The following is an 18,328-nucleotide window of genomic DNA, read 5'->3' as shown; positions in this document are numbered from 1 at the left end:
ATTCTAACATTTTTAATAATATTTTTCAATATCATATACAAAAAAAAGCGAAAGTCAGGCAGTCAGACAAACTGACTACCCGGCCTCCGCCTGATATTTTACTATTTTCCTTTCCTCTTCTCCCACATAGCCCAAAGAGTTCCTGCCACACAGATTGATGAATAGCATCCAGTCAGGATACCAAAGAACATGGGAAGTGAGAATTCCATAATGGATTCAATATGGAAATAAACAGAAGCCACCATAAGAATTAAAACACAAATTCCCGTTGTAAAGGATGTATTGATGGACCTTCCCAGTGTCTGGGTGGTGCTTACGTTAACCAGTGTATCCACCGGCATTTTTAAATCATGCTTCCTGTTCTCCCGGATTCTGTCATATACCACAATGGTATCATTAATAGAGTAGCCGATAATCGTTAACACAACAGCAACAAATGCATCATTTAATGGAATCTGGAACAATACAAATGCAAATAATACCACAACCACATCGTGAACCAAAGCAATCATCGCCGTTATTCCAGCAGAAAGACCAGATATAACGGAAAAACGAATCCACACATATACAACAATAAATACCAGTGACAGAACAATAGCTATAGCCGCATTCCTAAGTGCTTTTGCTCCAATATAAGGTTCTACCACAAAAGTCTCTGAAAGACTGGCATCATTTTTTCCAATGGTACTGTTGATTGTATCAGTTATGGTCTTCTGCTCCTCCGGTGAGATACCTGCATTCCCTGCAAGTGTAACAGACAGCCGCTTTAGCCCGGTCATATTATCTTCCTTTATCTGAACCGTTACCGGACGCTTCGTCTCTTTTTCGATTGCCTCCTGAATTTTACCGGTATCCGCCTGCTCAGAAACGGAATAAGACAAAACCGCACCGCCTTTAAACTGGGTATCCAGCTTCACACCATAGAAAACGCATCCAGCAATACCGGACAGAATAACAAATCCTGAAATAATTGCAAATATATATTTTTTCTGGTAGAAAGGAATTACCTTTTTATCTTTTCTGATTCTAAACCATTTCTCATTTCTCCAGAAATCAGACTGAATCAGTGACAGAATCAGCTGCTTGGATACGGAAACTCCAATCAGAAGATTTACGATCATGCCGACCAGCAGGGTATAACCAAAACTCAACATCGTTCCTGATCCAAAGATCATTAAAATCACTGCTACGATTGCAGTCGTCACATTACCATCCAGTACAGATGAAAAAGCATTTTTATAACCGGAAATGACAGCTCCCTTTACAGAGGAGCCCTTCTTCAGTTCATCTGAAATACGTTCTGAAATGATAATATTAGTATCCACTGCCATACCAAGAGTCAGGATAATTCCTGCAATTCCCGGAAGAGTCAGGGTGTACTGGGGTACCGAGACTGCCAGCATCTGAATCACCATCTGCAGAAGCAGCGTAATACATGCAACCACTCCAGGCATTTTGTAAAATACAATCATAAACAGACAGATCACGAAAAATGCAGCCAGTCCGGCATATACCATGATTGTCAGAGCATTGTTTCCAAGTGATGGGCTGATGGTAGAAAAGTTAGTTGTTTTTAAAGAGAAGGGAAGTGCACCGGCATTAATTTTCTCAGCCAGAGCCTTTGCTTCCTCATAGGTTTTCATACCGGTGATTACCGCCTGGCCTCCCGATATCTGATTCTGCACCGTAGGATTGGATATCAGATTATTATCCATATAAATTCCGATTCTTTTTCCGATCAGTTTTCCTGTAGCATCTTCAAACAGCTTTGACCCATTGCTGTTAAAACTGAGGGCTACTACATATGTCTTGATTCCATTGGAAGTATTTGTCTGGGGACTGGCCTTCTCTACATCCTTGCCCTGAATTAAAACGGCTCCATCCGGGTCTTTAAATGTCAGCTCAGCCATCTCACCTAATTCTGATATGGCGTCTTCCGGGTTAAAATCTGTTTCTCCTGATTTCCAAGGAAACTGTACAATGATATAACCTGCGTCCTTGTCCACAGTCACTTCACGGTCCGCAATGTTCTGGCTGTCCATACGGCTCTCGATTACTTCTCTTGCCGACTCAAGCTCCTGCGCAGTGGGTTTGCGGTCTAAGTTCTGAGGTTCAAAAATAGCTTCTACGCCTCCCCTGATATCAATTCCAAACCGCATATCAAAGATTCCCTTTATACTTTCTCCCGCTCCAAATAGAGCAACATAAACAAACGCTGCAATGATCAGAACTATCGCAGCAAGCATTTTCTTTCCTGGCTTCATAAGTTTTCCTCATTTTCTATTTAATTTTCAATCTGCCATAGCCTGCCTGCTGCTGCTTCTTTCTCTCCGTCCGAATTATGTATGTATTGTATCACAAACATTCTGCTTATATATCCTTCCTGCAAAAGAACGGCGCGAAGCGGCCATAAAGCAAAAGGAATTAGTAAGAAAAATGTCTTTAAACATATATAATTAAGGACTAAGCTTTTAAAGGATGAACGGCTTGCGATGTTTAGCAATACCTCCCCCACAGTTTCCTCTTCCAGCACATCCTTTGGTTCAATCATTACATCATATTTTTTATGGTACAGGTTATCACTGGAAATAGTGCCTACAGGAAAAAAACCAGGAAGTCCGATCCCCTTAACCACTTCAACTGTATTCAGTTGTGTAACCAGTACTGCCGCACAAAACAGGCATACCAGTACCAGGCGGTTTATTCCGGACCGTTTTCTCCTGATTTCCAATGTAATTCCTCCTGCTGCAGGTGTTTTTCCCATTCCCGCAAACTTCATTATTCTAGTTGCATTGTATCACATATTGATAAAAAAGCAACTAGATATCCCTATGGTAATAATTTCTTCAGCAGCCGTTCAAGCTGCTCCTTCTCCTCCTCACTTAAGCGGGAAAGCACTTGTCTGTCTCCTTCTTTTATGGATTCTTCTGCCACTTTTAATCCTTTCTCAGACAGGGAATACCGGTGTACCCCCTCAGGATCTTTCTTTTTTGCAATGTATTCTTTTTTATCAAGCTTTTCCAGACATTCCATCAGCTTATCACCATGAATGCCAGTCTCTGCTTCCAGTTCCATCACCGTCTTCTGATCTGACAGAAACAATGATCCCATTACAAGTACTCTGCTTTTCTTCCCGCCAGACCCGTGCTCCTTCCAGACAAACAGGCGGTCAAAAACAATTTTATAAAAAAGAAGAATTCTGTTGTAAGACGGTGCATACGCTTCCTTTTGCTGCCCGATTGCGGTTTCTTTGCTCTTTATTGATTTGGCATAGACTTTTCCTTTGCTGCAGTGAAGATCATTTAACGGACAATGCCGTTTGCAGCAGGGACAATGAAGACTATCTGATTTTTTATCACCCATAACCATTTTCCTCCTATGTCATAATAAACGAAAGGGCATATACCAACGTATATACCCCTGACTTCATTATATTCCTCCATAGATCCAATGTCAACGATCCCATGGATAATCGTTTTATTTAAAATTCCAGGACAAGAACCTCATATCCCTTTAATAAAAGCCTGGTTCCATTCCCCCCGGCTGTATGGTAATTGTGAAGTAGAATGTTTTTATATGGTTTATCAAGCTCAATTTCCTGCTCAGCCATTTTAAAGTTACCAATAACAAGAATTCTTTGATTATTTCCCGTTCTATAATAAGCCATTACTCTTTCTTTTTCTTCAAATGCAGGTGTAAACTGACCATATACAAAGGTATCTTTGTATTCCTCCGCCTTTCTTAATGCAATCAGCTTTTTATAATAGGAGAAAACGGAATCGGGATCTGCAGACTGGCGCTGTAAATGAATGGTTTGATAATCCGGACTGACCATAAGCCAGGGAGTTCCTTTTGTAAACCCGGCGTTTTCACTGTCATCCCACTGGAAGGGGACCCTGGCATTATCCCGGCTGTAACGTTTTACAGCTTCAAAAGCCTGTTCTTGTGACAGACCGTTCCTTCGTGCCACCCGGTATTCCTCCAAAGTGGAAACATCGTCAAACTGGTCGATGCTGTCAAAGGGAACATTTTCCATGCCTATTTCCTGTCCCTGATAGAGGAAGGGAATTCCTTTTAAAAGAAAATATAGGGTTGCAAGCATTTTCTTTGCTGCATCGGAACATTCTCCCTCCGGAATATATCTGCTCACACCCCTGGGCTCATCGTGATTTTCTATAATATTAGAAAGAAAACCAATTCCTTCCGCCCTCTTCTGGCTGTCAAAACAGCATTTTCTGTAATCATCCGGCGTGACAGGCTGATTGTCATACCAGCCTTTTTCACTGGCGCCGAACACAGTCTGGCTAAAATCAAATATGGAAGAAAAACATCCGTCTTCCCCTATGAAATCATTCAGCTCCTCTTTTTTTTCATTAAATACTTCTCCAACGGTAAACGCGTTATATTTTTTAAAGGTGGCATCCCGCATCTCCTTTAGAAAATCCATAACTCCTTCATTCTCTTTTAACATCAGCCTGCAGTCTGCCAGTCCATCATCCCGGTCCGGCGCATAATCATGAAAAGGAAGTGCCTTTTTAATATTCATGATGGCATCAATCCGAAATCCCGCAATTCCTTTTTCAAGCCACCAGTTGATCATATCGTAGATTGCTCCCCGGAGAACCGGATTTTCCCAGTTTAAATCCGGCTGCTTTTTATGAAAAAGATGAAGGTAATACAGATTGGTATCTCCGATCCGTTCCCATGCACTTCCTCCAAAATAAGACCGGATATTGGTAGGCTCTTTCCCGTCTCTTCCTTTCCTGATATAAAAATACTTACCATATTCCCCTTCCGGATCCTTGAGAGCCTTCTGAAACCATTCATGCTCATCGGAACAATGGTTCACCACCAGATCAAGCAAAATAGAAAGATTCCTTTTCTTCGCCTCGGCAATCAGTTCTGTTAAATCCTCCATCGTGCCGAATCTGGGATCAATTTTATAATAATCAGAAATGTCATATCCCTGATCTGCGAAGGGAGACTGATATATGGGGGAAAGCCATATGATATCAATTCCAAGCTCCTTTAAATAATCCAGCTTTGAAATCACGCCTCTTAAGTCCCCGATTCCGTCACCATTGGTATCGCAAAAACTTTTCGGATAGATCTGATAGGCCACCTTATCATGCCACCATTGTTTATTCATTTCATATTTCTCCATTCAGTTTTTTTCCTTCCCCAGATAATAGGCTGCCGCCTCATAAGGAAGAAGTCTGCCCCGCCTTTGTGACGAAGGATTATCGTAGTTATCAATGAGGCACTTTACATCCTCTCTTAAAAATTCTTCCGGAATGGATACGGCTGCCTCCTCATCAGAAAAATTACAAAGCACAAGCAGCCTCTCGCTCTGCAGACTGCGGATGTAGGCAAATACCCTGGCATCCTCTTTCATAATCAGCTGATAGCTTCCATATACAATTATTTCATATTTCTTTCTCAGCTCTATCAGCTTCCTGTAATAATGAAATACGGAATTCTTATCAGCCAGTTCTTTTTTTGCATTGATTTCAGTATAGTTGGGATTGACCGATATCCAGGGAACTGAAACAGTGAATCCGGCTGACGGTCCATCATCCCACTGCATGGGAGTTCTGGCATGATCCCTGCTTTTGCACCGTAAATAGCTCATCATCTTTTCATGGCTGACCAGCCCTTTCCCGGTAAGTTCCCCATAGGCATTCAGACTTTCGATATCCTTAAACTGGGTCAACTCAGTAAATGGGAAATTGGTCATTCCCAGTTCTTCTCCCTGATAGATATAAGGAGTCCCCCTCATCATATGAAGGCAGGTTGCAAGCATCTTTGCGGAAACAGCCCTGTAACGGCTGCTGTCATCGCCAAAGCGGGATACAGCTCTTGGCTGGTCATGATTATCCCAGTATAAACTGTTCCAGGCCTCTTCTCCCAATTCCTCCTGCCATCTGGAAAGAATCTTTTTTAACCGCAGCAGATCCGGCTTTTTGTCCGTCCACTTTAGCAGTTCTCCGTCTCCCTCCACATGCTCAAAATGAAACACCATATTTAACTCATGTTCCTGTGCTCCCGCATATTTTCTGGCTTCCTCCACAGTAACCCCGGCAGTCTCACCCACCGTCATCAAATCATATTTAGACAGAACCTTTTCATTCATTTCCTTTAAATAGGTATGAACCATAGGTCCATGAACTGCGTAAGGTGAGAAATCGCCGTAAAGTCCTTCCTTTACTTCGCCGTCCGGAAATGCCTGATTCTTGGATATCATGCTGATCACATCCATGCGGAAACCATCGATTCCTTTCCTGCACCACCAGTCCATCATCTCAAAGACTTCCCTTCGGACAGTCTCATTTTCCCAGTTTAAGTCCGGCTGCTTAGGAGAAAACAAATGGAGGTAATACATGCCGGTATTCTCATCCAGTTTCCATGCAGAGCCGCCAAAGCAGGCTCCCCAGTTATTGGGCGGCACTCCCACTCCTTTTCCCTCTCTCCAGATATAATAATCCCGGTAAGGATTCTCCCTGCTTTTCCGGCTCTCCAAAAACCATGGATGCTCATCCGAGGTGTGATTCACCACCAGATCCATAATAATCCGGATTCCGATTTCATGGGCCTCTTTTAAAAGATCATCAAAATCTTTCATGGTTCCAAACTCATCCATAATCATTTTGTAATCACTGATGTCATATCCATTATCATCATTAGGGGATTGATAAATGGGTGAAAGCCAGATCACATCAATTCCCAACAGTTTTAAATATTGAAGCTTCTCTCTGATCCCGTTTAAGTCTCCGATCCCATCCCCGTTGCTGTCTTTAAAGCTTCTGGGATAGATCTGATATACCACTGCCTCTTTCCACCATTTCCGTTCCATAGCAGACTCCTTTTCATTATTTGATTGCCCCTTCTACCATTCCCTGTATGATCTGCCTCTGGGCGCATAAAAACAGAATGACAATAGGAATCATGGCGAGAAATGCTGCTGCCAGGATTAAATCCCACTGCTTGACATAGGAACCTACAAAGCTGCTCACTGCAACTGGAAGGGTTTTAATTCTTCCATTCAGCCCCAGCATCAGCGACGGAAGAAGATAGTCGTTCCAGATCCAGATTCCGTTGAGAATCAGCACCGTCATCTGCACAGGCTTTAGCAGCGGAAACACGATCTGAAAAAATGTATTCTCCGGACTGCATCCATCAATCCAGGCCGCTTCCTCCAGTTCCTTTGGAATTCCCTTTATAAACCCGTGAAGAATAAACACGGATAAGGATCCTCCAAATCCCAGATAAGCGGTAATGATTCCTGTGTAGCTGCTTAAAAGGGGAATCCCTGTAAATTCCGACACCTTACGAAACGTAGACAGAAGGGGCAGCATCACCACCTGAAACGGGATGACCATGGAGGCCACAAACATCATGAAAATCACCTGTGACCATTTTGTCTTATTCCGAACCAGCACCCATGCCGCCATACTGGAAAATAAGGTCAGAAGAATCAGGCTGACTGCGGTTATGTACAAGGAACTGCCAAAGGATCTCCAATAGCTGAAATTCTGATTGCCGATTACATTTTTTAAATTGACCAGTAGCTGCCCCCAGTCAGACGGAGGCGCTATGGGACTGATTACAATATCCGCACTTTTCTTGGCTGCATTGAATATTACCAGGATAAAGGGAGAAAGCACGAAAAGAGACAGTAACAAACCGATCAGCTCCGGAATAAGCCGTTTTGACTGCCTTGCGTCCCATGTAATCCTGTTCCGCCCATAATTCTCTCTCATAATTCCACCTCCCTTTTCTTACTGATGGATACCTGAGTCAGAGACACCGCCGCCAGAATAAGAAAGAACACCACCGCTTTTGTCTGCCCCTCCGCATATCTGTTTCTGGCAATTGCCGTATTATAAATATTAAGAGCCAGGAACTCAGTGGAGGCCACTGCTTTCGCTCCCAGAATACGGCTGGGCGCGCCGTTTGTAATGGCATAATTTAGATCAAACTGCTTAAAGGAATTGACGAGGGTAAGGAAAATACACACTGTAAAGGTATTGGCTATCATGGGAAGCTTGATGTGTATGAGAGTTTTTAACGCCCCTGCCCCATCAACAGCCGATGCTTCTAAAATGTCTCTTGGAACCCCCTGAAGTCCGGTGACATAGATCATCATAATATATCCTGCATACTGCCATGTGCTGACAATCAGAATTGCAAAAAATGCCAGATTGGGATTCGTCAGCATGGAAACACTTCCCGCAATCAGGCTTGTAAATACTTTATTAAATATAAACTGCCAGACATATCCAAGGACAATACCCCCGATTAAATTAGGGAGAAAGAATGAGGCTCTGTAAAAATTTCTTCCCTTTACTCCGGAGGTACATAAAAGAGCAAGAAAGAATGCCGCAAAATTAACTGAAACCATGTTAAAAACCGTAAATAAAAATGTAATAAGCAGCGAATATAAATAATCCGGGGCATGAAACATCTGCGCATAATTCTTAAGCCCTATAAACTGGGTAAAACGGATCCCGTTCCAGTCTGTAAACGAATAAAAAATACCAAACAGAAAAGGAATCAGGACAGTTATGAAGAAAGCTCCTGTAAGGGGCAGCAGAAATAAACCGTTTACAATTGCCCGGTGTTTCCTTCCCGGGAACAGATAAAGACTGGCGATGACCAGTATCAGTCCCCCTGCAAGCAATGGACCCCTTCCCCAAAATTCCCGGTTGTAAAAATCTGAATACAGCCCGCAGCAAACCATTACAGCACCCACAGCTGCCGGCAGAATTGAACTTATCTTTTTTGCTTTTCCATCCATACGCTTTCTCCTTTATCTCTGCCTTAACGTTTCATATGGATACGGGCGGCTGTTCAGCCGCCCTGCCCAGTTATTTTTTCACATAGTCTGCAATGGCTGTCTGCATCATATTCACAAATCCGTCCTTGTCGATCTCCCCTTTTGCATACAGTTCAAACACAGCGCCTGTGGCATTCATGGAGATTCCTTCCGGCATCTTCGTCCATTCCCAGGAATAGGTATTGCCTGCATCCACATAAGTTTTTAAGCTCATGGCCAAAGGTGTCTTGGGGCTGACCTTACAGGTGGTATAAGGGGAAATCATTCCGCAGTCACTTACCAGACACTCCTGCCCTTCGTCAGACAGGGCAAGCTCTTTTAAAAATGCCTTGCATGCATCAATATTGGTGCCTTTGTTATAAACAGCCCACCAGGATGGGCAGTCTGCAAGAACTCCCTTCATCTCTTCCTTTGTAAACGCCAGAGGAGCGATTCCGCAGCCAAATTTCACATCGTAATCAGGAAGAGAAGGATCAATCCAGTTCCCCTGAGTGACGAACGCGGTCTTTCCCTTTGCCCACAAAGCGAGCTGATCATCATAGGTTCCGGATATCAGGGTATTCTTATCTGAATAATCAAACAGAAGCTTCATAAAATCCGCAAACTGTCCCAGACGCTCTGTATCGGTCTTTCCTGATTTTAGCTGATCAATATAAGTGGTATCTCCTCTCTTTAAGCCGCCTGATAAATAGTAGCCGAAAAGATGGTTTCCTGTTGACCAGTACATCTGTCCGGATTCAGCCGCAACTGAGCATACAGCCGTCAGCCCCAGCTCTTCCTTCTTCTGATCAATGGTCTCAAAGGCCTTTTTAAACGCATCATAGTTTGTGAGAGAAGCGGGATCTACCCCTGCTTTTTCAAGAACGTCCTTATTGTATGTAATACCATAGCCTTCTACTGCATAAGGAAATCCTACCGTTTTCCCATCCTCTGATTTAAAACCGAATTCTGTTTTGGAGGTCCACTCTTCACCGCTTAAATCTGCCATATAATCCTTCCAGGTCTGATAATCCCCTTCGCCCCCGAATACGAATAAATCCGGCATATTGCCTGCAGCTAAATATCCCTTCATGGTGCCATTGATGTCAACTCCGCCTCCAAGTGACTCAATCACAACCTCCTGACCGGTCTTTTCCTGATACTTTTTAGCGAAAGCCTTTAACGGTTCATCAATTTCGATCTTTCCGTTAACGATCCGAATCGCCTGCCCGCCGGACTTTGCCTGGCTGTCCCCCTTGCTTTCTGCAGATTCACTGCTGGCAGCCGATGTCACTGTTCCATCTGACTGCGTGCTCTTCCCGCAGCCTGCAAGAGACATTACCGCTGCTGCCATCGCCATGACCCATAAGTATTTCTTCATAATACGCCCTCCATTATAAAATATGCTGTTAATATGTGATATTTTAATAATTATATTGTAACTTATGCGCATAAGTTCTCTATACATAGTATATTAGCACTTTATGGATTATATAACAAGAGTTTTTTATATCATTTTTTCTAATATGTATTTTTTATCTTCATCACTCCTGTCCCTGAGCAGGCTATTTTATTTAGAAGTTTAACTAAGGTCAACTTTCAATTAAATAGAAAAGAGACGGGGTTGACCGCCTCTAAAATATTATACTTGTAAATATTTTATTCTGTTGCTTATAAGAAATATACATAAAAGAAAAAAATTAACTATCTATTTCAGGGCTGAACGGAGGAACTTCTTATTATAAAAAAAGGCTCCCTTTGCAGGAAACCCTATATTTTTCTCACGGAAGAACGCTCTACGATAAAGACTGGAAGCTGTTCAAAATTTGCTCCGTAATTCTCTTCATTAATTATATGAAACAGCTTATCCACAGTAATCCGGCTTTTTTCCGTTACGTCCTGGTGAACTGTCGTCAGTGCAGGTCTTACCAGGCGGCTGCAGACATTATCATCAAATCCTACTATGGAAAGCTCTTGTGGAATCTTCATTCCTCGATCCTTTAAATCATTTAAAATATAAGCCGCATAATAATCAGATGCACAGATAAACGCGGTAAAGTCCCCAACCCGCTCATAAGCCTGGGATAAAATAAGGGATAGATCAGCACCGCTTGGTTTCAGCCTGATAAAGTTGTCTTCCTTCCATGGCAGACCGGCACTGTCCAGCGCATCCCGGTATCCCATAAACCTCTGATAATCTACTCCCATACAGTTATCCGCCAGAAATGCGATTTTCCGGTGGCCGGACTGTATGAGATATTCCGTAATCTCCCTGCCCCCCTTTCTGTCATCGATTCCTACATTTACGTACTCAAAAGAAGCGTCTTCAAAATAGGCATCCACAAAAACCATGGGCTTTTTCATCTTTTGATTCAGCAGTTCCCCATCCTCTTTCTGCATTCCAAGAAGAATCAGTCCATCCACGTTCCAGCTGGAAACCGAGCTTATAATTTCCCCTATATCACTGGAAACATAGAGCATGGTGAAATATCCCTTTGCCCGTACAAACCGTTCCACTGCCCCGATCAGTTCCCCTGCAAAGGGATCTTTTACAAAGTTATCGTACTTATTTTCACTGGCTTTCATCGCCAGGCCGATTATTCCGGACCGGTTTCTGGCCAGATTCCTGGCATTCCTGTTTGGAACATAGTCATACTCTTCAATCAGCTTTTTCACCTTTTCCACCATAACAGGCGATACTTCCCCCGGCTTTCCGTGTATGACATTGGAAACGGTGGTCGTGCTGGTACCAAGTAATTCCGCCATTTTCTTAATTGTAATCATACCATGCTCCCTCCTCTGCTTGCAAACCCGCTTGGATTTCTCTTATCCATTCTATTACGGCTCGTTCATTTATGCAAGCAGGAAGGTAAGGAGAATGCTCAGCAGTTTCTGATCCAGTCTGCGCACAGATCCTCTTTATTATAAAGAGAGGTTTCCAAAGCGGCATCCTCTGCTCCATCCACCACTCCGGTCTGGAGGGAAGTAAACAGTTTACTGTACGATATAGAGGTTGGTTTGGCACCAAAGCACCGGATCGTATCCATCAAAATCGAAGATTCTGCAATTTGTGCATTATGATAAATAAATAAAGAGTAAAATTGTGCATTTTTACATTCCCCGGTCGAGTATTTCAGATAATTTAATCTACAAAAAGGCAGCCTGCCCGGCTGCCTTAAGATGTATTCTCTTTTTTTACCCCCCCAGGGTCACATCCTGCCTGGAGTACCACTCCAGCGCTTTGTAAACATGATCCGTTTTAAAATCCGGCCAGTAATCATCGACTACGTACATATCCGAATAAACGGACTGAACCGGAAGAAAGCCGGAAAGTCTTCTCCTACCTCCCCACCGGATTATCAAATCCATTCTTGATACATCGGAGGTTTTAAGCGCTGGGCCTATGGACCCGTCTGACAGTCCTAAATCCCATTCCCAGCTGTAATTAATCAGGAAGTTGATTTTCATTCCCCCGGTACCGAAACACACCCTTTTGGTATATGGTTTCAACTCGTCCGGAAACATGGCCGAAGAAGTCTTACCAAGAACCAGAAGCTGTGCATTCTCCTTAGACAGCACCTCCACAGCCTTCACACAGGCCTTGGAAAATGCGTCCCGCTGTACTGCAGGACGTTTGGTATTATCTGCAGTAAAGCCATAAAAGGTCATTTCTTCCACTCCCAGATCCCTGCAGAGCCGGTAAAGGGTCATACCAGGCGAGATGCCCTTATCATACCCTTCTTCTTTTTTTATGCCGTTCTCCACAGCCCAGCGTCTGTTTCCGTCAGGAATGATTCCGATGTGTTTTGGAATTCTCATTATCTGCCCTCCATAATTGGTTCCCTTTGAGGAAGTCCTGTTAAAATTATAGCCAACTTTTTCAAAGGATATCATGTCCGGCAGAAAATTTTGTAATAGAAAATGCCCTGATACCTATTTCTTAAAATTCTTAAGCTCTGCCGGCATCTTCGGCTGATGATAAATATACATGCATCTGCTTTGAGATGCCATCTCCACAGATTTTCTGGCTACCTGTTCCATGAATTTAGCTGCAATATTACTTTTACGTTCCATTCTTTCTACCTCCATTATTATAAAGAAATTTAGATAATGCAATTATACAAGTTCAGCAGCTTAATAATGACAAGTTGTAAAAATAACGACACTGCTCGTAATTATTCCCGATTTTGATACTGATGAATCCTCTCTTTGTCATTCTTAACAAAAAGCATGAACAGCACCAGAACCAGACATAACAGTATATTAATAAGATTTAGCAGGGATATAAAACTTTCCCCCATAAATGCAGTTCTCCCTTCAAACTGCATTTCACTCCACTCAATGCAATTGGAAATTACAACAGCGGCCATCATATTTATTACATAACTTTTTTTGTTGGATTTTCGGTTATCATATTTTTCCAGAATCAGATGAATTAGATTTACAATTAAAAACAGGGTACAGAGAGAAATAATTAAAAAAAGATAGGGTTTCAATTTTGTTACCTCCATAAAATGTGATATAATATTTTTAGTGCAATAAGAAAATATTATATTTCCATTGAATAAATTACATCATGTTGAAATTTCGGGCCTGCAAGTAATTTTTAATATGATTAATTAGACAAAATGCGACAAAAGCTCCTATTTCTCCCTTTTAATTAATGGGAGGTAACATACGATATACATATATACATGTTTCATTTTTGCATAAACAAAGTAAATAAAGTACACAGTTTTAATGGGGAAGGGTAAGTATGTTAAGAATAGCAGTTTGTGATGATGACGTTCTTTTTACAGGAATGTTAGAGAAATTAATAAAGAAAGAAGCTTTGGCAAACGGTATTGAAATTGAAGTCGACGTATTTTTTGACGGTTCCATGCTGACGAAATACGTAAATCTTGGTAACTTATTTGACCTGATCTTTCTTGATATAGAAATGTCACAGGAGAACGGAATAGAAGCCGCCCGCCACATCAGGCAAAAAGATAAGACTGCATTGTTAATTTATATCTCCGGATACGAACAATATCTAAAAGAATTATTTGAAGTGGAGCCGTTCCGTTTTCTTTCCAAGCCGCTGGACACAGCAAAATTCTCCCGGTATTTTAAAGAAGCGTATGAACGGATCAATGAAAATAACGTCTATTTTCAATTTAACTTTAATAAAGAGATTAAAAAGGTGGCGTTAAAGGATGTAGTCTATTTTGAAAGCCGCAACCGGATTGTATATATTTATTTAAAGGATGGCAGAGAGGAGTTTTTTTACGGAAAGCTCAACGATGTGGAAAAAGAGTTAGCCGGAAACAAGCAGCGGTACCTGCGAATACACCAGTCTTATCTTGTAAATTATGATTATGTCAGCACCATGAATTTTTCCAGTCTTGTTATTGAAAACGGAGGAAAATCAACCACACTGCAGATCAGTGAAGACAGACAGAAGAAAATCCGCAAGCAATTATGTGATCTGGCCAGCAAGAAAGCAGGTGTTGATTAGTATGAAAATTCTTTCCGCCGCTGTTGTAAGCCCGTTTCTCTCACTTTTTTATATTTTGGTCATACGTAAGTGCATCAATGCTTTTTTTGCGCCCTCCTGGAAAAGAACTACAACGTATATAATCTGGGTGGCCTATTATTTCTTTCAGCTGTTTCTGGGCATTGAAAACGGAATCTCACCAGCACTGACACTTTTATTCAACATGGTGTTTGTCTTTCTTGCAACCAGTATTTCTTATTCGGAAAGCTGGAAAAAATGTGCCTTGTTCTCTTTTTTGATCTGTGCCATCTGGATGCTGGTGGAAATTATCATACATATGATCTTAAACATGATGCATTTAGATGATAAAGCCGGTCTCTCAGGAGCCATTATATCAAAAATCGTAATGCTTGTTTTTGCAATTATTACCGGACACTGTCTGCAGCATAAAAGCACTGGTGATATTTCCATACGGTACATGGCGATTTTGCTTATGGTACCTGCAGGAAGTATTTATATTATGCATAATATCTTTCTGATCAGCAGCTCTGCTGAGAATGAGCTTCTTTTCTCTTTTATATCAGGAATTTTACTGCTGCTTATTAATTATATTATTTTTGAGGTATTTGAGTCTTTGGCAGCAAGTTCGGATTATCAAAAAAAGACAATGCTCTATGAACAGCAATTAGAGCTTTGCAGCCGGCAGGCAGAGGAACGTGAAGTACAAAATACCGAAATCCGTCTGCTGCGCCATGACATGAAGCAGCACTTAATCAGTATACTTGGTATGGTAAATTCAGGGAAAAATGAAGATGCCGCCACTTATCTTACTGCACTCTTGGAAAAGGGGGATTCGAAAAAAATAAACGAAATATCCCGCAGCGGTAATATTGTAGTGGATTCCCTTGTAAATTATAAATCGACAGTCGCCCGGAAACAAAATATAGAATTCTGCACCAATATTTTTATTCCTCCTACACTGCCTTTCCAAAATGGAAATCTGACCATCATTATTGGCAACCTGTTAGAAAACGCCCTTGAAGCCTGCCGCCAAATGAAAAGCGGACATCCAAAAATCGAACTGGAAATGTCCTATCAGAAGGGAATCCTTTCAATTGTAGTCTGGAATACCTTCGAGGGGGAACGATACACAGACGGTCAGAAACATTTTCTGACCACTAAGAAAAATCCTGCTCATCATGGACTTGGTCTGTTTTCCATCGAGCAGGCTGTGGCCGCCTGCAATGGTGAGGCCGTCACGCAGATTCAGGGGAACATATTTAAAGCGGTTGTGATCTTATATCAAGAACCAGGAAAATGAAAAGGGGGATCTTAATATGGAACGGCTATCCATCGCATTTACCAATTATATTCTAAAAAAAGAAGTCATCTCAAAGGAAGACTACGAAATTTATTTGTATGGTTTTCAAAGCTTTCTGGAACTTTTTTTAAATCTTGTCTGCAGTCTCTGTATTGCGGCTTTTCTTCATATGGAAGTGGAATGCCTGCTGTTCTTTATATTGTTTATTCCCCTCCGCTCCTTTAATGGAGGACTGCATTTAAAGTCTTACTACTCCTGCCTGATTTTCTCCTGTGCCACCATGACTGTCATACTTCTGATCGTGAAATATTTCAGCCTGAAAGCTCCTGTTTCGTTTCTTCTGTACTTTGTCTTTATGGTACTGATCAAACTCACAGGAGCTGTCGATCATCCTAACCGCCCGGTTGACGCAAATGAAAACCAGACATTTACTCATAAAACTGACCGGACACTGTTCATCAGCTTTCTTGCTGCGCTGAGCTTTCTCTTATTGAATCTGGAAAACTATATTTTCTTAGAGGCGCTGGTTTATTTATTAGTATTATCTACCCTGATATTATCCAAATTCACCGGCGGGAATACTCCCCGGAAGGATTGAACTGTCTTTTTAGTCTTTATCCATTTTGCCCCGTAATTCCGTGAGGACTTTTTGGAGAAATTCCGGCAATCTGGCACCCATTCGTCCTGCATTTTCTAAAATAGAAATTAATTCATTAATTATGAGCCAGACAGATACCAATAATCCAAAGATTGTCTTATGCTCAAATTTAATTCCGATCTCAGTAGAAAATTTATAGATGACATAATCCGTACTGACTGCCGCCAGAATAATGAATATATAACTTGCCTTCTTATAGACGCCGATCCGGCTTTTCCTGCTGTTCCAGCCATACTTATTATTGTCCGGGTTGTCCAATGCCTCCTTTTTCGAGGCCAGCATCCCTGATATGTAATCTGTAATCATAAGTATGGTCAATAAAGAAACAGCCGGAAATAAAAGTCCGAATTGATCCATAATCCAGGCACTGATAATTCCCATTGCACTTTTTTCCAAAATCAGTTTTTTTTCCATAGCAGCACCTCCTGTAACATCTGAATTTTCATTTATAATAGTTGTTTTTCAGAAGATTATAAAAATTTCTTCTGACACGGTTCACGTATTGGCGGGACACCGAATGCCGCTCTGCAATTACTGCATCCGACTCTTCATGAAAGACGATATCCCACAATATAACTGCCTGTTTCCCTTCCGATTTTAAAAGCATAGTTTTTAGATCTTCATGAAACAACCAGTCATCATAGACAGGCTGATCCATGCTGATCTCAGTAAAAAACTCATCCTCGACAGAAGCCTCAGTATCAAAATGCTGTTTGCTTTTTTTATACTGCTCTAAGAATTTGTTTTTTAGGGCTCTGCTTAAAAAGTACACACATTGCCCGTCTTCCTTATAATATTGCATTGAATTGATGGCCTCCAGCAGACTGAGTACAAATTCTGAGTGCATGTCCTCTTTTTCATCTTTGTATAAAAGACGTACATACTTGTTAATCAGCGGAGTCATTTTATCTACTATCAGTAAGAATTTTTCCTTATTACCTTTTTTTATTTCCTCAATAATTACATGAACACTTTCTCCCATTTTCTTACCTCCTAAAAGGCAAAAAGAAAAAAAGGGTAATATTGTAAACTAAATTCTTCTGAACTTTTATTTTTTTCGCATAATATGATTGTAGATAAAAAACTATCTCTTTATGGAATCACGTAAAAAATACTGAATAATAAGGAGAAATCTCCGTATTATTCAGTATTTTATCTCTTGATCCCATTAACGTTAGGTTATTCTATTTAATTAATCAACAAAAAAGTCCGGGACCAGGATCCGTCAGAATCCCACCCGGACTTACTGCCCGCCTCATTTATCTCTTCTACCATTTCACATCAGACCAGTCTCCTGTAAATTCACTGCTCTCTGTGTTTCTTTTAATGAGAGATTTTTTACAGTTATCTTCCAGCTTAGTTATATGGAATATATCATCAAAAGCTTTATATGTAGTCACAGCATCATTCAAATAAGCCCGGTCAGGATTGTAATCATCATGTGTCCCTGTAATATAGGCACCATTTAGCCAGGTATATCCCACATATCCGCATCCATCCGATCCATTGCTCACAAGAATCAGACAGTTGTTCTGTAAGTATAATTCATTAACAATATACCAGCCTTCCGGCTCATAAAGGTCCGCTTCCTTTTTCAATCCATGATTTTCATAAGTATACACGCTTAGAGAAATCCCATCACCCAATATTAATTCAGGAATACCATCTCCATTAAAATCATGAATTCCCAGATAGACCGATGGATTCAATCCATCTTCTCCCCTTAATTTATATGGATCAGGCAGATGACCACCCCCATGACTGATTATGTCCTTATAGGCTGTCTGCCAGGAAACTTCCTGCCTGGTCCCGACGTAAGACTCCTGAACCAAGGCGGCAGTCGGACTTTCTTTTGGCTGCTCTGCTGCAGCTGGGGATTTACCTGTATCCGAGCAGCCGGTTAAAGCTATAACCAAAAAACAAAATAAGAAAATTTTTTTATTCATGAGTCTTTCCCCTTTAAACTTCTTTGGCATTATTGTTTTGCTGTCACTGGGCATAATTATTTTATTTTACCATTATTTCAGATCATTATTTACGTATAATCCAATCATCATT

Annotated in this window: 19 protein-coding genes; 3 read left to right on the top strand and 16 right to left on the bottom strand. The window is 41.3% G+C overall.

Going from position 1 to position 18,328, the window contains the following annotated elements:
• Positions 1-101 precede the first annotated feature (101 nt).
• The 13 genes from secF to DS742_RS15885 form a co-directional block, all read right to left on the bottom strand.
• A complete protein-coding gene (gene secF / locus DS742_RS15945; RefSeq protein WP_117417974.1) occupies positions 102-2,264 on the bottom strand; it encodes a protein translocase subunit SecF in 2,163 nt (720 codons plus the stop codon).
• A 20-nt stretch (positions 2,265-2,284) separates the two neighbouring features.
• Positions 2,285-2,731, bottom strand: a complete 447-nt coding sequence (locus DS742_RS15940) for a hypothetical protein (RefSeq protein WP_147325811.1) — start codon at positions 2,729-2,731, stop codon at positions 2,285-2,287.
• A 98-nt stretch (positions 2,732-2,829) separates the two neighbouring features.
• Complete coding sequence (locus DS742_RS15935; RefSeq protein WP_117417972.1) at positions 2,830-3,363, bottom strand: MarR family winged helix-turn-helix transcriptional regulator; 534 nt, start codon at positions 3,361-3,363, stop codon at positions 2,830-2,832.
• A 118-nt stretch (positions 3,364-3,481) separates the two neighbouring features.
• The gene (locus DS742_RS15930; protein ID WP_117418016.1) at positions 3,482-5,149 is read right to left on the bottom strand and encodes an alpha-glucosidase; all 1,668 of its coding nucleotides are present in this window, start codon (positions 5,147-5,149) and stop codon (positions 3,482-3,484) included.
• A 15-nt stretch (positions 5,150-5,164) separates the two neighbouring features.
• The gene (locus DS742_RS15925; protein ID WP_117417971.1) at positions 5,165-6,853 is read right to left on the bottom strand and encodes a glycoside hydrolase family 13 protein; all 1,689 of its coding nucleotides are present in this window, start codon (positions 6,851-6,853) and stop codon (positions 5,165-5,167) included.
• A 16-nt stretch (positions 6,854-6,869) separates the two neighbouring features.
• On the bottom strand, positions 6,870-7,760 hold the full coding sequence (locus DS742_RS15920; RefSeq protein ID WP_117417970.1) for a carbohydrate ABC transporter permease: 891 nt from the start codon (positions 7,758-7,760) through the stop codon (positions 6,870-6,872).
• A complete protein-coding gene (locus DS742_RS15915) occupies positions 7,757-8,797 on the bottom strand; it encodes a carbohydrate ABC transporter permease (protein ID WP_117417969.1) in 1,041 nt (346 codons plus the stop codon). The genes DS742_RS15920 and DS742_RS15915 overlap by 4 nt, the downstream gene beginning before the upstream one ends.
• Before the next feature lie 70 nt (positions 8,798-8,867).
• A complete protein-coding gene (locus DS742_RS15910) occupies positions 8,868-10,196 on the bottom strand; it encodes an ABC transporter substrate-binding protein (RefSeq protein WP_341457644.1) in 1,329 nt (442 codons plus the stop codon).
• Between the two features lie 389 nt (positions 10,197-10,585).
• Entirely contained in the window at positions 10,586-11,599 is a 1,014-nt protein-coding gene (locus DS742_RS15905) for a LacI family DNA-binding transcriptional regulator (protein WP_117417968.1), read from the bottom strand.
• Positions 11,600-11,697: 98 nt separating this feature from the next.
• Positions 11,698-11,883 (bottom strand): hypothetical protein, encoded by a 186-nt coding sequence (locus tag DS742_RS15900; RefSeq protein WP_278336073.1) that lies wholly within the window; start codon positions 11,881-11,883, stop codon positions 11,698-11,700.
• Positions 11,884-12,010: 127 nt separating this feature from the next.
• A complete protein-coding gene (locus DS742_RS15895) occupies positions 12,011-12,634 on the bottom strand; it encodes an undecaprenyl diphosphate synthase family protein (protein WP_117417966.1) in 624 nt (207 codons plus the stop codon).
• A gap of 114 nt (positions 12,635-12,748) precedes the next feature.
• Positions 12,749-12,889: a cyclic lactone autoinducer peptide gene (locus DS742_RS15890; protein ID WP_097005065.1), complete on the bottom strand. Its 141-nt coding sequence runs from the start codon at positions 12,887-12,889 to the stop codon at positions 12,749-12,751.
• A gap of 101 nt (positions 12,890-12,990) precedes the next feature.
• Positions 12,991-13,311: a hypothetical protein gene (locus tag DS742_RS15885; protein ID WP_117417965.1), complete on the bottom strand. Its 321-nt coding sequence runs from the start codon at positions 13,309-13,311 to the stop codon at positions 12,991-12,993.
• 260 nt (positions 13,312-13,571) lie between these two features.
• Here DS742_RS15885 and DS742_RS15880 point away from each other — a divergent pair, with 260 nt between their 5' ends.
• The 3 genes from DS742_RS15880 to DS742_RS15870 are packed head-to-tail and all read left to right on the top strand — an operon-like array spanning position 13,572 to position 16,210.
• Positions 13,572-14,312, top strand: coding sequence for a LytR/AlgR family response regulator transcription factor (locus DS742_RS15880; RefSeq protein WP_117417964.1), 741 nt, complete (start codon positions 13,572-13,574; stop codon positions 14,310-14,312).
• Position 14,313: 1 nt separating this feature from the next.
• Positions 14,314-15,612, top strand: a complete 1,299-nt coding sequence (locus tag DS742_RS15875; protein WP_117417963.1) for a sensor histidine kinase — start codon at positions 14,314-14,316, stop codon at positions 15,610-15,612.
• 16 nt (positions 15,613-15,628) lie between these two features.
• Positions 15,629-16,210 carry an accessory gene regulator B family protein gene (locus DS742_RS15870; protein WP_117417962.1) on the top strand — a complete coding sequence of 194 codons (582 nt, stop codon included), beginning with the start codon at positions 15,629-15,631 and terminating at the stop codon, positions 16,208-16,210.
• Positions 16,211-16,219: 9 nt separating this feature from the next.
• Here the strand turns inward: DS742_RS15870 and DS742_RS15865 are convergent, their stop codons facing one another.
• The 3 genes from DS742_RS15865 to DS742_RS15855 all read right to left on the bottom strand — a co-directional run bounded on the left by DS742_RS15865 (position 16,220) and on the right by DS742_RS15855 (position 18,216).
• Positions 16,220-16,684 carry a phage holin family protein gene (locus tag DS742_RS15865; RefSeq protein WP_117417961.1) on the bottom strand — a complete coding sequence of 155 codons (465 nt, stop codon included), beginning with the start codon at positions 16,682-16,684 and terminating at the stop codon, positions 16,220-16,222.
• A 28-nt stretch (positions 16,685-16,712) separates the two neighbouring features.
• Positions 16,713-17,252: a sigma-70 family RNA polymerase sigma factor gene (locus DS742_RS15860; RefSeq protein ID WP_117417960.1), complete on the bottom strand. Its 540-nt coding sequence runs from the start codon at positions 17,250-17,252 to the stop codon at positions 16,713-16,715.
• A gap of 286 nt (positions 17,253-17,538) precedes the next feature.
• Positions 17,539-18,216 (bottom strand): hypothetical protein, encoded by a 678-nt coding sequence (locus tag DS742_RS15855; protein ID WP_117417959.1) that lies wholly within the window; start codon positions 18,214-18,216, stop codon positions 17,539-17,541.
• Between the last annotated feature and the right edge of the window lie 112 nt (positions 18,217-18,328).

The organism is Lacrimispora amygdalina, assembly GCF_003432035.1.
Lineage (GTDB): Bacteria > Bacillota > Clostridia > Lachnospirales > Lachnospiraceae > Lacrimispora > Lacrimispora amygdalina.
The sequence above is the reverse complement of the archived record's forward strand: the minus strand, read 5'-3'. Positions and strand labels throughout refer to the sequence as shown.

Coding starts and splice junctions, on each gene's coding strand:
- secF (WP_117417974.1), bottom strand. CDS start 2,264: ATGAAGCCAGGAAAGAAAATGCTTGCTGCGATAGTTCTGATCATTGCA.
- DS742_RS15880 (WP_117417964.1), top strand. CDS start 13,572: ATGTTAAGAATAGCAGTTTGTGATGATGACGTTCTTTTTACAGGAATG.
- DS742_RS15925 (WP_117417971.1), bottom strand. CDS start 6,853: ATGGAACGGAAATGGTGGAAAGAGGCAGTGGTATATCAGATCTATCCC.
- DS742_RS15865 (WP_117417961.1), bottom strand. CDS start 16,684: ATGGAAAAAAAACTGATTTTGGAAAAAAGTGCAATGGGAATTATCAGT.
- DS742_RS15875 (WP_117417963.1), top strand. CDS start 14,314: ATGAAAATTCTTTCCGCCGCTGTTGTAAGCCCGTTTCTCTCACTTTTT.
- DS742_RS15910 (WP_341457644.1), bottom strand. CDS start 10,196: ATGAAGAAATACTTATGGGTCATGGCGATGGCAGCAGCGGTAATGTCT.
- DS742_RS15920 (WP_117417970.1), bottom strand. CDS start 7,760: ATGAGAGAGAATTATGGGCGGAACAGGATTACATGGGACGCAAGGCAG.
- DS742_RS15930 (WP_117418016.1), bottom strand. CDS start 5,149: ATGAATAAACAATGGTGGCATGATAAGGTGGCCTATCAGATCTATCCG.
- DS742_RS15860 (WP_117417960.1), bottom strand. CDS start 17,252: ATGGGAGAAAGTGTTCATGTAATTATTGAGGAAATAAAAAAAGGTAAT.
- DS742_RS15895 (WP_117417966.1), bottom strand. CDS start 12,634: ATGAGAATTCCAAAACACATCGGAATCATTCCTGACGGAAACAGACGC.
- DS742_RS15890 (WP_097005065.1), bottom strand. CDS start 12,889: ATGGAACGTAAAAGTAATATTGCAGCTAAATTCATGGAACAGGTAGCC.
- DS742_RS15915 (WP_117417969.1), bottom strand. CDS start 8,797: ATGGATGGAAAAGCAAAAAAGATAAGTTCAATTCTGCCGGCAGCTGTG.
- DS742_RS15855 (WP_117417959.1), bottom strand. CDS start 18,216: ATGAATAAAAAAATTTTCTTATTTTGTTTTTTGGTTATAGCTTTAACC.
- DS742_RS15935 (WP_117417972.1), bottom strand. CDS start 3,363: ATGGGTGATAAAAAATCAGATAGTCTTCATTGTCCCTGCTGCAAACGG.
- DS742_RS15870 (WP_117417962.1), top strand. CDS start 15,629: ATGGAACGGCTATCCATCGCATTTACCAATTATATTCTAAAAAAAGAA.
- DS742_RS15905 (WP_117417968.1), bottom strand. CDS start 11,599: ATGATTACAATTAAGAAAATGGCGGAATTACTTGGTACCAGCACGACC.